Genomic DNA, 15,158 nt, shown 5'->3' with positions numbered 1-15,158 from the left:
ATTTCACTTACACACACTGGAGGATAACTGTGAAAACAATTACCACAGATATCGCAGTCATTGGCGCTGGCGGCGCTGGTCTGAGAACCGCAATTGCTGCGGCAGAAGCAAATCCTGAGCTAGAGATTGCTTTGATTTCTAAAGTTTACCCGATGCGTTCGCACACCGTTGCAGCAGAAGGTGGCTCGGCAGCAGTAATTAAAGATGAAGACAGCCTCGATAATCACTTCAACGATACCGTTGGTGGTGGTGACTGGCTGTGTGAGCAAGACGTGGTGGAGTACTTCGTTGAGAACGCTACCCGCGAAATGATTCAAATGGAACAGTGGGGCTGCCCATGGAGCCGCAAAGAAAACGGCGAAGTTAACGTGCGCCGTTTCGGCGGTATGAAGGTTGAGCGCACATGGTTTGCGGCAGATAAAACCGGCTTCCACATGCTCCACACCCTATTCCAAACCTCAATGAAGTACAGCAACATCAACCGCTTTGATGAGTACTTTGTGGTTGACCTGATTGTCGATGAAGGCGAAGTTCAAGGCCTAATCGCGATTCACATGTCTGAAGGCGAACTTGTTACCATCAAGGCAAAATCGGTTGTGCTAGCAACAGGCGGTGCTGGACGCGTTTACCATTGTAATACTAATGGCGGCATCGTCACTGGTGACGGCATGGCAATGGCTTATCGCCACGGCGTGCCACTGCGTGATATGGAGTTCGTTCAATACCACCCAACAGGTCTACCTGGCACGGGCATCTTGATGACAGAAGGTTGTCGCGGTGAAGGCGGTATTATTGTCAATAAAAACGGCTACCGTTATCTGCAAGACTATGGCATGGGCCCTGAAACCCCAGTGGGCGAGCCGAAAAACAAATACATGGAACTGGGCCCTCGCGACAAGGTGTCACAAGCGTTCTGGCACGAGCAACAGAAAGGCAACACCATCAAACACCCGCTAGGTGATGTGGTTCACCTTGACCTCACTCACCTAGGTGAAGAGTATCTGCAAGAGCGTCTGCCGTTCATCTGTGAACTATCAAAAGCCTACGTCAACGTTGACCCTGCCAAAGAGCCAATCCCAATTCGCCCTACCGTACACTATACCATGGGCGGGATTGAAACGGATGGACAGTGTGAAACTCGCATTAAAGGTCTATTTGCCGTCGGTGAATGTGCTTCGGTTGGTTTGCACGGTGCGAACCGACTTGGTTCAAACTCACTGGCTGAGTTTGTTGTCTTTGGTCGCGTAGCGGGTGAAAACGCTGTGAAGCGTGTTGATGAATTTAAGGGCTGGAACGAAGACGCCATTAAGGCGCAAGTTGCCTCCGTTGAAGAGCGCATCAACGCACTACTCAACCAAGAAGGCGATGAAAACTGGGCAGATATCCGTACAGAAATGGGGCACACCATGGAAGCGGGCTGTGGTATCTACCGTCAAGAAGACTTGATGCAAGCAACCATCGAAAAGCTGCAAGAGCTGAAAGCCCGCTATAAGAAAATTGGTATCAAAGACAAAGGTAAGGTCTTCAATACTGACCTACTTTATGCGATTGAAGTCGGTTACGGCTTAGAAGTGGCTGAGGCTATGGTTCACTCTGCGATCTTACGTAAAGAGTCTCGCGGCGCACACCAACGTCTCGACGAAGGCTGTACTGAACGTGATGACGAACTGTTCCTAAAACACTCGCTCGCGTTCTACCAAGCCGATGCCGACCCACAAATCGACTACAGCAATGTGACGATCACTAAGTCACAACCTAAAGCTCGTCTGTACGGTGAAGCCGCAGAAAAAGCAGCAGCAGAAGAGAAGAAGGCCGCGGAAGCACAACAAGCGGACGTGAAGGAAGAGGAGCAAGCATAATGTCACCTAATCGTATTCAGAAAGTCGAAATTCTGCGTTATGACCCAGAGCGCGATTCGGAACCGTTCTTCCAGACGTTTGAAGTACCTTTCGATGAAACTATGTCGATTCTTGATGCTATCGGCTACATCAAAGATAACCTCGATAAGAACCTGTCTTACCGCTGGTCTTGTCGCATGGCGATCTGTGGTTCATGCGGCATCATGGTCGATGGTGTGCCAAAACTGGCATGTAAGAGCTTCCTGCGTGACTACCCGAATGGCGTCAAGCTTGAGCCACTAGCGAACTTCCCAATTGAGAAAGACTTGATTGTCGATATGACGCCATTCATTGAGCGCCTAGAAGCAATTAAGCCGTATATCATTGGCAACGATCGTACACCAGAAGATGGCACCAATATTCAAACACCTGAGCAGATGGCCAAGTACAAGCAATTTGCAGGCTGCATCAACTGCGGCCTTTGCTACGCAGCGTGTCCACAGTTTGGTTTGAATCCTGAATTCATTGGCCCAGCGGCATTGACACTAGCACACCGCTACAACCTGGATAGCCGTGACAATGGCGCAGCAGAGCGTATGCCAATGATCAACGGTGAGAATGGTGCTTGGGGTTGTACGTTCGTTGGTTACTGTTCTGAGGTTTGTCCGAAGAATGTTGACCCTGCGGCAGCGGTTAACCAAGGCAAAGTCGCATCGTCGATGGACTTTGTGATTGCGATGCTAAAACCCGATGGCAAACCAGTAAAAGAGGAGGCGTAATCATGAGTAACCGTAAACCGTATGTACGCGAAGTAAAGCGAACTTGGTGGAAAGGCCACGCTTTCTATCGCTTCTATATGCTGCGTGAAGCAACGATTCTGCCCCTGATTTTATTCACTCTGTTCCTTACCGTAGGTATGGGTGCACTAGTGAAAGGTCCTGAAGCTTGGGAAACTTGGCTCGGCTTTATGGCAAACCCAGTGGTGATCGCTATTAATATCGTTGCGCTGGCAGGCAGTTTGTTCCACGCGCACACCTTCTTTAGCATGATGCCTCAGGTAATGCCGATTAAAATCAAAGGCAAACCGGTAGAGAAGAAACTTATCGTGCTAGCTCAATGGGCGGCGGTTGCTTTCATTTCACTTGTCGTACTGATTATTGTCTAAGGAGTTTATTGTGAGTCATACCAACACTAAGGTAGATACGGCACCAAAACGCTCAGACGAGCCTATCTGGTGGGGCCTATTCGGCGCAGGCGGCACGTGGTTTGCGATGCTAACGCCAATCACCATCTTCGTTATCGGTGTTCTTGTACCGATGGGATTGGTTGAGTTTGATTACGAACGCGTTTCAAGCTTTGCCAGCACCATTATTGGCGGTCTGTTTATTATTGCAACGCTCGCTCTGCCAATGTGGCATGCGATGCACCGCCTACATCACGGCATGCACGACCTTAAAATCCACACCGGCGTGGTAGGCAAGATTGCCTGCTACTGGGTGGCTTCAGCGATTACTTTGCTAGCTATCATCTTTGTTTTGATGGTTTAAGTATTCACTTGCTGGAATGAAAAAGAGATGCCCTTTGGCATCTCTTTTTTCGGTTCAATATCACTATCGATTAAAGAATAAAGCGGCTTAGATCTTCATCTTCTACTAGCTCACCGAGCTTGGCTTTCACGTACGCTTGGTCAATCACTAGCTCACTGCCCGCTTTGTCGGTCGCCTCGAATGAGATCTCATCCATCAAGCGCTCCATAACCGTATGCAGACGGCGCGCACCGATGTTCTCTGTCGTTTCATTCACCTGCCAAGCTGCATCAGCAATCTGATTGATGCCATCTTCTGTGAAGCTGACGTTGACGTCTTCAGTCTTCATCAACGCAGTGTACTGCTCCGTCAATGATGCTTTTGGCTCAGTAAGAATACGTTTAAAGTCATGGCTTGATAGTGCTTCAAGTTCAACGCGGATCGGTAGACGGCCTTGCAGTTCAGGGATCAAATCTGATGGTTTCGCTACTTGGAATGCACCTGAAGTGATGAACAAGATGTGGTCGGTTTTCACCATACCGTGCTTAGTTGAAACCGTGCTACCTTCAATAAGAGGCAACAGATCACGCTGAACACCCTCACGCGATACATCTGGGCCAGAGCTTTCGCCACGCTTACAGATTTTGTCGATCTCATCGATAAACACGATGCCGTTGTTTTCAACGTTGCTGATTGCGCTTTCTTTCAGCTCTTCTTGATTCACCAGCTTCGCCGCTTCTTCTTCAGTCAGTGCTTTGAAGGCATCTTTGATCTTCAGCTTGCGCTTCTTCGTAGTGTCGCCTGCTAGGTTTTGGAACATACCTTGTAACTGGTTGGTCATCTCTTCCATGCCAGGAGGCGCCATGATCTCAACACCCATTTGCGGCGCAGCGATATCAATCTCGATCTCTTTGTCGTCCAGCTTGCCTTCACGCAGCTTCTTGCGGAAGATTTGACGAGTATTTGAGTTGTCTTCTGTCTGTTCGTTTTGACCCCAAGCATCACGTGCTGGTGGCAACAGTGCATCAAGCACACGCTCTTCCGCTTGCTCTTCGGCGCGGAATTTTACTTTTTCCATCGCTTGCTGATGCGTCATCTTGATTGCCACATCCGTCAGATCACGAATAATGGTTTCCACTTCTTTGCCAACATAACCCACTTCGGTGAATTTTGTCGCTTCTACCTTAATGAATGGCGCGTTAGCAAGTTTCGCTAGGCGACGAGCAATCTCAGTTTTACCAACACCTGTAGGGCCAATCATTAGAATGTTCTTTGGTGTCACTTCTGCACGTAAGCTCTCTTCGAGCTGCATACGGCGCCAGCGGTTACGCAGTGCAATCGCTACCGAGCGCTTTGCATTGTCTTGGCCAATAATATGGCGGTTCAGTTCATGAACAATTTCGCGAGGAGTCATTTCAGACATAGGGATTCCTTAATTCGTTAAAACAGCAAACACGACTATCTTGGGATTATTCAGCTTGCGCCGGTGTTTCTAGTTCTTCGATAGTGTGGTGATGGTTGGTGAATACACAGATGTCACCAGCGATTTTTAATGATTTCTCCGCGATCTCTTTCGCGTCTAAATCTGTGTTCTCAAGTAGCGCTGTCGCAGCAGCTTGAGCAAAGTTACCACCTGAACCAATCGCGATCAGGTCGTTTTCTGGCTGAACCACATCACCGTTACCCGTGATGATCAGAGAAGCCGTTTCATCAGCCACCGCCAATAGCGCTTCTAACTTACGCAGTGCACGATCACTACGCCAATCTTTTGCAAGCTCAACAGCCGCTTTGGTCAAATGACCTTGGTGCATCTGCAGTTTACTTTCAAAGCGTTCAAATAGCGTGAACGCATCTGCCGTACCACCAGCAAAACCAGCCAGTACTTTGTTGTTGTATAGGCGGCGAACTTTACGCGCATTGCCCTTCATCACAGTGTTGCCAAGTGACACTTGTCCATCACCGGCGATAACCACTTTATTATTACGGCGAACAGATACAATCGTAGTCATGAGTCAGGCCTTATATTTGAATTCACATTGGATATAAGGATTATATGAGGATATGGGGCAGAAAATTCAAGGGGTGCGGTTTTAACGGATGACCTATTGGTCATCAGAGTTAAATACGCATGATCATGAAGAAAACGTCATGCTGAATTCATTTCAGCATCTAACCATACGTTCCCTACACACTGATAGTAGATTCTGAAACGAGTTCAGAATGACATTTGAAACAGACCGTCAATTAGGCACTTACTCGTTTCCTAAAAATAAAGCCCACTCATTTGAGTGGGCTATAGAAACTACTGCGAATCTTTCCAAATCGCGCAAGGCTCAATCTTAGCGCGCTCTAGACGATGCCTATCTCGCTCCGCATCACGCTTCATGTCATAAGGGCCCAGCACAACACGATACCAACTGCTGCCTTCGGTTTTACGCACCTTGCTTTCTATGCCTTGGAAAGCGATATCTAGCTTACGCGACTCGGCTTGCTCAAGAGACTTATAAGCGCCACATTGCATGATATAAGGAATATCAGAAACCTGTAGCTCTTTGGCTTCCACTTCAATCTGGCGATTAGGCAGTGTCTCTACGTAATCCCACTTCTCTTCAGGCTTAGGCGGCAACACCTTTTTCGGTTTTGGTACCGGCTTCGGCTGAGGCTTAGGTTGAACAGCGACAGGCGCTTGTGGCTCTGGGTCTTGACCTAATAGGTACAACCCATAGCTGAAAATGCCAAGTAATAGGATCGCGAGAAGCCCACTACGCCACGGTTTACGTCGTGGAGTGGAGCGTTTGGTTGGCCGCTTGGGTGTCCCTCGGCCACGTTTTACGTAATCTTTTGCCACAGCAAATAATATAAATTGGTGAACGACATTCCGCATGGTAAAGCAGAATGCCGTTCTAGAACAGACTTAACCGGAAAAGGGGGACAAAAACGGGCAACCGGTTCTATTTGGTGCAAAATTGCGAGAATTCTGACACTTGCATCGACAGAATCTAAACCAATCTTGGTGGCGCAGCACTGTCACGAATCACCAGCTCAGTCTCAAGTAAACGAGACCCTGCTCGAACATCATGACCACGCAATACTTCCAGCATCATGAGCATGGTTTGACGGCCAATTTCATAGCGTGGTTGAGCGACTGTCGTTAATGGTGGATCGCAATACAAGCCAAAGTCGATGTTATCAAAACCGACAACAGACAAGTCTTGCGGAACGCGGAAACCAAGACGTTTCGCTTCCTGAATAGCGCCAATAGCTTGCGTATCACAGTGACAGAAAATCGCAGTCGGCGGCTCTGAATTAGACAGCAGCTTACGCACGCCTTTCACGCCACCCTCAAAGTTGAAATCACAATACTCTACATATTCAGGCTTCATCTCTAGGCCTGCTCGACGCAAGGCTTGCTGATACCCTTGATGACGGAACTGACATAGCGTAGACGTGTTAGGACCTGAAATCTGCGCCACTTTCTTATGGCCAAGTTGTGTCAGGTAATTCACGGCCTCAAAGGCAGACGTCAGGTTATCAATATGCACCGTTGGCAGTTCAAGCTCTGGGGCATATTCACACGCCATCACCATCGGCGGCAGGTTTTTTTGCTCTGATTTACTCACATCAAAAGGCAAGTCTGAACCTAGCAGCAACATACCATCTGCTTGCTTGGTGAAGACAAGGTTTACAAAAGAAGATTCGCGCTTCTTCTGTTGGCCACTATCACCTAGTAATACTAGGTATCCATGCTCCATTGCGGCATCTTCAATACCACGAATGATCTCTGAGAAATACGGGTCACAGATATCAGGCACAATCGCGACAATCGTTTTTGATTCATTGCGACGCAGATTACGCGCTAAAGAGTTTGGTGAATAACCCGACTCCATTACGGCATCTTCGACCTTCTCTCGCGTTGCTGCTGAGACTTTCTCAGGGTTCATCAATGCACGGGACACCGTAGCAGTCGAAACGCCTGCCAATAAAGCAACATCCTTCATTGTCGCCATTACATCTGTCCTCTCGTTTTCATCTTCAATTTTTACTCCGTAGCAAACAATTAGTGTATGTATTTACGAATTTAATGTTACGGGGTGATTAACATTTCTTTCAGTAAAAAGGTGATATGACTCACAACACAACAGATCAACTAATGGCATATCGCCGTTAGCTGAGGTCTTGTGGCTCAATATCTAAGCTCCAACGCACTTTTTTCGCCAATGGCAAAAGCCCAATGGCAGGCTTAGCGCTAGAGAGCAATCGCTGCATCTGAGCGCGGGATTGCGTTTGTAATAGTAGCTGCCAGCGATATTTCCCCGCTCGCTTTGACAGCGGTGCTGGTGTCGGCCCAAGTACAACATCTCCTTGAGAATACAGCGGATGTGCTTCTAGGGTGTGGCGCACTTGACGCAAAAACTGCTCAACCATCTGATTGTCGTTCGCTTCCGCTTTAAACAAGGTTAAAAAGCTATAAGGCGGTAGCAGAGCCATTTTGCGCTCTTGCAGAGCCGTATCCGCAAATTGGCTATAGCCTTGAGTCAGCAGTGCTTGCAGCAACGGATGCTCTGGGTGGTGCGTTTGCAAAATCACTTCACCACGCTTACTGGCTCGGCCTGCTCGGCCTGCGACTTGAATAAAGAGCTGAGCTAAGCGCTCTGAAGCACGAAAATCACTGCTATACAACGAGCCGTCGACATCTAACAGGGCCACTAGGGTCACATTGGGAAAATGGTGCCCTTTAGCCAGCATTTGTGTGCCAATCAATATCTGATGATCGTTGTTGCGAATCGACTCTAGCGCCTGTTCAAGGCTGCCTTTTCGACGCGTGCTGTCACGATCAATACGAATGGCGCTGTAATCTGGGAACAAGCTGTTTAGCTGTGTCTCTAACTGTTCAGTCCCCACTCCGACAGTCACAAGGTGCGAGCTACCACACCCCTGACACTGATGAATCACCGGGCGTTGTGAACCACAGTGATGACATCGAATCTCATTGCTATTTTGGTGATAGGTGTAATACGCCTCACAGCGATGACACTCCGCGATCCAGCCACACTCATGACACATCAAAGCTGGCGAAAAACCGCGGCGGTTGAGAAACAATAACACCTGATTACCCGCTTCAAGGTGTTTACGCATCTCTGCGATGAGTGGCGCCGACAAGCCCCCTTCCAAATAAAGCCCCTTAATATCAAGAACCTTATTGGTCGTCGGTTTTGCCGAGCCTGCTCGCTGCGTTAAATGCAAGTGGCTGTATTTTCCTGTACGCGCATTGTGTAGCGTTTCAAGCGCTGGGGTCGCTGAGCCAAGAACAATCGGAATGCCCTCTTTGTTGGCTCGCATAATAGCGACATCGCGCGCGTGGTAACGTAGGCTATCTTGCTGCTTATAAGAGCTGTCATGCTCTTCATCGACAATGATGATACCGAGGTCAGCAAATGGGGTTAGCAGTGCTGAGCGCGTACCGATCACAATGCCACATGCCCTATCGCGAGCAGCCAACCAAGCATTGAGGCGCTCAGTTTCGTTGAGATTAGAGTGCACAACTGTGACAGGCACATTAAATCGTGAAGCAAAACGTTCGATAGTTTGCGGGGTCAGGCCGATTTCCGGCACCAAAACCAAAGCTTGCTGTCCGCGCTCTAGCACCGGCTTTATCAGATTAAGATAAACCTCGGTCTTGCCCGAGCCCGTCACCCCCTCGAGCAAAAAACAGCCGTAACTCTGACGGTGATTGACACTCGCAATCGCCACGGCTTGCTCTTCATTCAGCTTTGGTTTTTCTACCTCTCGCTCAACCTGAGCTCCCCAAGGTTGAATTTGGGGTAATCTCGATTGCGCGGCAATCCAGCCTTTTTCTTCAAGGGCTTTTGTGACGCTGGTTGAAACGCCCGCATCATTCAATTTCTCTCGGGTTAAGCCGCCCGACTCAAGCAACTGTAGTGCTAACGCTTGTTTTTTTGCACGGCCAACGCCGGCCATTAATTGAGTGCGTCCTTCCTCTGTAAGGTGCCACTCAACAATCGCTTCCACTTGTGCAGGCTTGCCTTTTTTCAGTGCCGCTGGCATTGCATTGGCGAGCGTATCACCCAATGGGTATTGATAGTACTGACTGCACCAAGTTAAAAGCTGGAACAGAGAGTCAGGCCACAACGGCTCAGCATCTAGCACCTGCTTAATCGATTTCAGTTTGTCGAACTCTGACTCGCTAGCAAAAGCCGTCACAATACCAATCATGGTTTTGGGTCCAAACGGCACGGCTACTCGCCCGCCAATCACCGGAAAAAGGTGAGCAGGAATTAAATAATCAAACGATCTGTCCAGAGGTACTGGCAAAGATACACGAGCAATAGATGGGCGCATGGACTGACTGAAAACGATTGCGGAAGCGTCATATTATACTCAAATGCCCCTCAATCCAATGATTGAACCGATGGGCAGTGAAAAAGTTGGCGATTTTTTTAGCAAATCAGTTGATCCCTAACGCCGCTTTCTTTACTATATCGCGCCTTAGCTATATGGCTTAATTTTGCTCACGCAGCAGAATCAGCGGTATAGCAAGTAAAAACGTTTTTGTTAAATTACGTGTGGTGTCCAGCGTAGAGTTGGATAGCGACACGGCCCAATTGAGGTTATCCCTATGAAAACTGGTATCCACCCAGAATACAAAGCTGTAAAAGCAACTTGTTCTTGCGGCAACTCTTTTGAGTTCAACTCAACTCTAGCTAAAGAATCTATCCACCTAGACGTGTGTGACAAATGTCACCCATTCTACACTGGTAAGCAACGTATCGTTGATACAGGCGGCCGTGTAGATCGCTTCAACAAGCGTTTCGGTGCTCTTTCTTCTAAGAAGTAATTCTTCTGAAGTAAGTACAAAAAAGGACGTCATCGACGTCCTTTTTTAATGCCTAAAATTCACCAGCCAATAATCATTATTTTCTTCTAACGCGCAACACCTCAAGCGCGTGCGACAATCCTCTCGAAGCATCATCAAACAGTACTGGTCTGATCTGCAGACTTTTATTCTACGAATTTACCTTAGTTCACAATTTAGCCTAGGTTTATGATCCAGCTTCCACTAAAATATTGCTCTGTCTCACATACATGGATTTATAGCAGCTCTCATGCCTAACGATAAAAACGACGCTACTCCACTTTCTGCTGAAGAACAATTTCGCCAGCAAGCTCTCGACTATCATGCTCAACCTACCGCAGGTAAAATTGCAATTTCACTCACTAAACCAGCTGATTCAGCGAAAGATTTAGCACTCGCATACAGCCCAGGTGTGGCAGAGCCAGTCCGTGAAATCGCCCTCAATGCCGACAACGTTTATAAATACACCTCTAAAGGCAACATGGTTGCGGTTATCTCAAACGGTACAGCGATCCTGGGTCTAGGTAATCTTGGCCCTATGGCTTCTAAGCCAGTAATGGAAGGTAAAGCGCTGCTATTTAAACGTTTTGCAGGCCTTGACTCGATTGATATCGAAGTTAAACACCGCACCATTGATGAGTTCGTTGATACGGTAGCGAACATTGCAGACACTTTTGGTGGCATTAACCTTGAAGACATCAAAGCACCGGACTGTTTTGAGATTGAAAAACGCCTCATCGAGCGTTGCGATGTACCTGTATTCCATGATGACCAACACGGTACCGCCATCGTAACGGCAGCCGGCATGCTTAACGCCATCGAACTGCAAGGTAAAAAGCTCGAAGACTCTACCATCGTCTGTCTAGGTGCAGGCGCTGCTGCAGTGGCCTGTATGGAACTCCTGATCAAGTGTGGCGCAATGCGTGAGAAGATCTACATGCTTGACCGCAAAGGCGTGATCCACACTCGCCGCGATGACCTAAACGAATACAAGCAATTGTTCGCTAACAATACCGACAAGCGCACATTAGAAGATGTTATCTGCGGTGCTGACCTGTTCCTTGGTGTATCAGGCCCGAACCTACTTCCACCAGAAGCACTGAAGCTGATGGCGGACAAACCGGTTGTGTTTGCGTGTTCAAACCCAGATCCAGAAATAAAACCTGAGCTCGCTCACGAAGTGCGTGATGACTTGATTATGGGCACGGGTCGCTCTGACTACCCGAACCAAGTGAACAACGTACTGTGCTTCCCATTCATCTTCCGCGGCGCGCTTGATGTGCGTGCAAGCGAAATCAACGATGAGATGAAATTGGCAGCCGTTGACGCCATTCGTCAGCTCGCTAAAGAGCCAGTACCCGCTGAAGTATTAACAGCAGCAGGCGTTGATGCGCTGGAGTTTGGCAAAGACTACATCATTCCAAAACCAATGGACCCTCGCCTACTACCACGCGTGGCAAAAGCGGTGGCGCTAGCCGCTGTTGAGTCTGGTGTAGCACGCATTGAAATGCCAGAAGGCTACATGCAAGACTAAGATCTGCACACATTAATGCCAGTGAAATGCATTCACTGGCATTATTCATTCAGTAGCACGCATTTTTGTATCAAATCATTTCAAGCGAATTTACTCAGCAACAAGACTCGTTACACTCATCTAGGTCGAATTAACCGTATAGCGACCCGTGATACTATCCGCTTCTCAAACTGAGATTTTTTACTCTCTTATTGACCAACCTGATCATGTTCAGCAACAAGCTCTGAATCTACTGGCGCAGCAAGACTCTGAGCAACATGAGAAAATAAGGTCAATGCTAGCCTCAGAGCAACTGAACCATATTACTCAACTGCTACGGCACAGCGCCTCAACAGTGTGTTACCAATCAGAAAATCTCGTTGGGATGCACATCGACAAATACCGCTTGGAGCAGACACTTGGTCAAGGGGGGTTCGGCCAGGTCTATCTAGCTAAGCGAGATAATCACACCTTTGATCAACAAGTCGCTATAAAGGTATTTGAGCCATGGGTATCAAAGATACTGAGCCAGACCCCAATCTCAGCACAGCCCTTTCAAGAGGCGCACATACTTGCCAGGCTTAATCATCCCAATATCGCCAAAGTGTATGACGGTGGGTTCGAACAATTTGGTGGGCAAAGCACCATTTACATTGTGCTTGAATATATTGAGGGCATTACACTCGATAACCATCTTAAACAAAACGATTTATCATGTAATGACTGCCTCGATGTCGTTATTCAGATGTGTCGTGCTATTGAGCATGCGCATTATCATCAAATACTGCATGCCGATATCAAGCCCAGCAACACCATTATTACACCTGACGGCAAGGTTAAGCTGATTGATTTCAATATCGTGCACCACCTGCACCAGATAGCTGAAGGCCAGCAACTCTCGGCTTACAGCCGTCAATTTGCTAGCCCAGAGCAGATCGCGGCCGAGCCTCTCACCAAAGCCAGTGATATCTATTCTTTAGGAAGGACTTTACAGCATCTAACAGCGAGTCTGCCGTTTTGCAATGACATTCATCAGGTGGTTCAAAAAGCGACTGAACCTAACCCAACAAAGCGCTATTCGTCAGTCACTCACCTGCTACGTGATGTTGAAAACATTCGTCAACTGCGCCCAATATCATCGCGTTGTCACGACAAGAGCTACCGGATTTACCGCGCTATCCAGCGTCACCCTATCTCGATGATGCTTGCCTTTTTTGCGATCATTTCCGTGGTGTTATTAACCTTTGCCATGATTGATAGGCATCAACAGTTAGAATTTGAAGAGAAGATCGCCTCAGAGATGGTCATTCAACTTAGGCAATCGATCTACGATAAATCCGTGCACGAGTTCGACCTCACCCACGAGATTTTGGATGATTTCACCCAGCGTATTGAAGAGAGCCGCGTCATACCAAGCCGTATTCATAAAGCGCTAATCAATGAGATGCAGCAGCCGTACCCGGACCATGAGTAATTACTAATGCCGACCTGTTTAATTCAAAACTACCTCGCGGGTAACAAAGCCGCTGAAGGCAAACTATACCGCCTAGCCTATTCTCGACTTCGCGATATTGCCCGCCATACTCGATCACAATGTGGCCTCAAGCACGGAGAAGAAAACAAGGTGTTGTGTGACAGCGTAAATGCCACCACCGCGCTGGTTCACGACGCTTATCTAAAGCTGAATCCGCTATCTCCCGACAGCGTAAATAACCAGAGGGAGTTTTACTTACTAGCAGCGAAAGCCATGCGACAAATTTTGATTGATAACGCACGCGCTCAGTCTGCACAAAAACGTCAACCTATGACCTCTTTACACCCCTTTTCAGAAACAGAAGAAAACGAAATCATAGGTGTGGTGAGCTTTGAAAAATCCCTCGACCGTTTCAGTTCTCGCTACCCACGTCAATCCGATGCCCTCAAACTCAAATACTATATCGGCCTCACCATTGATGAAATCAGCCAACTCCTCGAATGCAGCACTAGCTTAGTCGAAAAAGACCTGCGTTTTTCTCGTGCGTGGCTGCAATCGCGTATGCTTGTCGCAGAAGTTTCGTAAAAAACTTTACGGAAAACATCGACCTTCTTCGTGCCTTGTTTGGTTTTTATTTGAGCGGTAAAACATACACCGCTCACTAAGATGTGACGCGCATTCAAATAATTACATCTTCTATCGTGTTCTTTGTTAACTAACAGTGACAAAACACGTTGGACAAAAAAATAAATTCGAATCAAGCAGGATCGAAAAAAATGAAACGGCTTACAGCACTAGCAATGTCAGTGGCGCTAGGGTTACCCCTTGTTGCAAACGCAAACGTAGACACACGCTCTTTCGCGATGGGCGGCACTGGTGTCGCATCAGCAACATACCTCACCAGCAGCATTCACAACCCAGCACTTGCTTCTCAATATGGTGAGAGCGATAACTTTGGCATGATCTTGCCAACATTCAGCGCTCGTGTGCACGACAGCAGTGACATGGTAGACACCATCGATCGCTTCGATGATGCATTTATGCGTTGGGAAGACCAAATTAACGACGGTGATTTAAATGCCTCTCCAGAAGAGTGGCAAAACATCTTGCGCGAGCTTCAAGGTGAAGTACTTACGGCAGAAGCGAGCACTGGCATTATCATCGCGATTCCAAACAAATACCTTAGCACTAACTTTTTCGCGCTTTTAAACGCGAATGTCATTGGTGTACCGGTAGTCGATGAAAGAGACCTCAACCCTGATCTCAACGACCCTGATGATTTACACTCAAGTGTCTACGCTCTCGGTGGAGCAACACTAGATGTAGGTTTAACCTTCGCCAAGCAGTTCGATTGGTTTGATAAGCCCCTGCACCTAGGTATCTCACCAAAAATACAGCAGATGCTATCTCTTGGCTATGGTGAAGCCGTGAATGATTTCGAAGACGATGACTTCGATTTTGATGATGCTAACACTGATGCGGCCTTCAATATGGATATTGGTGCTGCATATGAACTCACTGACAAGTGGAACTTGGCTTTCTCTGCACGCAACCTGATTTCACGCGAGCTAGAGACCAATGAATATCTTGGTCAAACATCGACTTATGTAATTAAGCCAGAATATGTAGTTGGTGCCTCTTACGATCGCGGTTGGTACACGCTTACTACCGATGTCGACCTGACTTCAAAAGAGTATTTCAAAGAGATCGACTACAAGACTCAATACGCACGCTTTGGTGCTGAACTAGACGCGTGGCGCTGGGCACAGATTCGTGTGGGTTATGCGCACTCAATGACCGATCATGCTGATGACTTGTTGACTGCAGGTCTTGGCTTGAAGCCATTTGGCTTGTTCGGCTTGGATATCTCTGGGTCATACGGCGAAGACAACAACTACGGTGTCTCTGCTCAGATGATTCTGCATTTCTAATC

Annotated in this window: 14 protein-coding genes; 9 read left to right on the top strand and 5 right to left on the bottom strand. The window is 47.8% G+C overall.

Annotated features, from left to right (window positions below; all coding sequences use genetic code 11):
* Nucleotides 1-29 precede the first annotated feature (29 nt).
* Genes frdA through frdD form a run of 4 tightly spaced genes read left to right on the top strand, consistent with a single transcriptional unit; the run spans nt 30 to nt 3,385 of the window.
* Nucleotides 30-1,859 carry a fumarate reductase (quinol) flavoprotein subunit gene (frdA, locus tag QWZ05_RS13240; protein WP_264874567.1) on the top strand — a complete coding sequence of 610 codons (1,830 nt, stop codon included), beginning with the start codon at nt 30-32 and terminating at the stop codon, nt 1,857-1,859.
* Nucleotides 1,859-2,617 carry a succinate dehydrogenase/fumarate reductase iron-sulfur subunit gene (locus QWZ05_RS13235; protein ID WP_264874568.1) on the top strand — a complete coding sequence of 253 codons (759 nt, stop codon included), beginning with the start codon at nt 1,859-1,861 and terminating at the stop codon, nt 2,615-2,617. The genes frdA and QWZ05_RS13235 overlap by 1 nt, the downstream gene beginning before the upstream one ends.
* Before the next feature lie 2 nt (nt 2,618-2,619).
* Nucleotides 2,620-3,003, top strand: coding sequence for a fumarate reductase subunit FrdC (gene frdC, locus QWZ05_RS13230; protein ID WP_289960210.1), 384 nt, complete (start codon nt 2,620-2,622; stop codon nt 3,001-3,003).
* A gap of 10 nt (nt 3,004-3,013) precedes the next feature.
* Nucleotides 3,014-3,385, top strand: a complete 372-nt coding sequence (frdD, locus tag QWZ05_RS13225; RefSeq protein WP_264874570.1) for a fumarate reductase subunit FrdD — start codon at nt 3,014-3,016, stop codon at nt 3,383-3,385.
* 70 nt (nt 3,386-3,455) lie between these two features.
* Here frdD and hslU read toward each other — a convergent pair whose 3' ends face one another.
* From hslU to priA, 5 genes are all read right to left on the bottom strand, one after another.
* Nucleotides 3,456-4,787, bottom strand: a complete 1,332-nt coding sequence (gene hslU, locus QWZ05_RS13220) for an ATP-dependent protease ATPase subunit HslU (RefSeq protein ID WP_290298780.1) — start codon at nt 4,785-4,787, stop codon at nt 3,456-3,458.
* A gap of 46 nt (nt 4,788-4,833) precedes the next feature.
* Nucleotides 4,834-5,373: an ATP-dependent protease subunit HslV gene (gene hslV, locus QWZ05_RS13215; protein WP_264874574.1), complete on the bottom strand. Its 540-nt coding sequence runs from the start codon at nt 5,371-5,373 to the stop codon at nt 4,834-4,836.
* A gap of 293 nt (nt 5,374-5,666) precedes the next feature.
* On the bottom strand, nt 5,667-6,212 hold the full coding sequence (locus QWZ05_RS13210) for an SPOR domain-containing protein (protein ID WP_290298778.1): 546 nt from the start codon (nt 6,210-6,212) through the stop codon (nt 5,667-5,669).
* Between the two features lie 151 nt (nt 6,213-6,363).
* The gene (cytR, locus tag QWZ05_RS13205; protein WP_264875450.1) at nt 6,364-7,401 is read right to left on the bottom strand and encodes a DNA-binding transcriptional regulator CytR; all 1,038 of its coding nucleotides are present in this window, start codon (nt 7,399-7,401) and stop codon (nt 6,364-6,366) included.
* A gap of 127 nt (nt 7,402-7,528) precedes the next feature.
* Entirely contained in the window at nt 7,529-9,724 is a 2,196-nt protein-coding gene (priA, locus tag QWZ05_RS13200) for a primosomal protein N' (protein ID WP_290298776.1), read from the bottom strand.
* 277 nt (nt 9,725-10,001) lie between these two features.
* On the opposite strand from priA, the gene rpmE reads away from it, so the two are divergent.
* From rpmE to QWZ05_RS13175, 5 genes are all read left to right on the top strand, one after another.
* Nucleotides 10,002-10,220 carry a 50S ribosomal protein L31 gene (gene rpmE / locus QWZ05_RS13195; RefSeq protein WP_004415989.1) on the top strand — a complete coding sequence of 73 codons (219 nt, stop codon included), beginning with the start codon at nt 10,002-10,004 and terminating at the stop codon, nt 10,218-10,220.
* Nucleotides 10,221-10,488: 268 nt separating this feature from the next.
* Nucleotides 10,489-11,772, top strand: a complete 1,284-nt coding sequence (locus tag QWZ05_RS13190) for a malic enzyme-like NAD(P)-binding protein (RefSeq protein WP_264874578.1) — start codon at nt 10,489-10,491, stop codon at nt 11,770-11,772.
* 148 nt (nt 11,773-11,920) lie between these two features.
* On the top strand, nt 11,921-13,225 hold the full coding sequence (locus QWZ05_RS13185; protein ID WP_290298774.1) for a serine/threonine protein kinase: 1,305 nt from the start codon (nt 11,921-11,923) through the stop codon (nt 13,223-13,225).
* A 6-nt stretch (nt 13,226-13,231) separates the two neighbouring features.
* Nucleotides 13,232-13,810 carry an ECF-type sigma factor gene (locus QWZ05_RS13180; protein WP_290298773.1) on the top strand — a complete coding sequence of 193 codons (579 nt, stop codon included), beginning with the start codon at nt 13,232-13,234 and terminating at the stop codon, nt 13,808-13,810.
* A 191-nt stretch (nt 13,811-14,001) separates the two neighbouring features.
* On the top strand, nt 14,002-15,156 hold the full coding sequence (locus QWZ05_RS13175; protein ID WP_290298772.1) for a conjugal transfer protein TraF: 1,155 nt from the start codon (nt 14,002-14,004) through the stop codon (nt 15,154-15,156).
* The last annotated feature ends 2 nt before the right edge of the window (nt 15,157-15,158 follow it).

Origin of the sequence: Vibrio agarivorans (genome assembly GCF_030409635.1) — a bacterium.
In the GTDB taxonomy this organism is placed as follows: domain Bacteria; phylum Pseudomonadota; class Gammaproteobacteria; order Enterobacterales; family Vibrionaceae; genus Vibrio; species Vibrio agarivorans.
The sequence above is the reverse complement of the archived record's forward strand: the minus strand, read 5'-3'. Positions and strand labels throughout refer to the sequence as shown.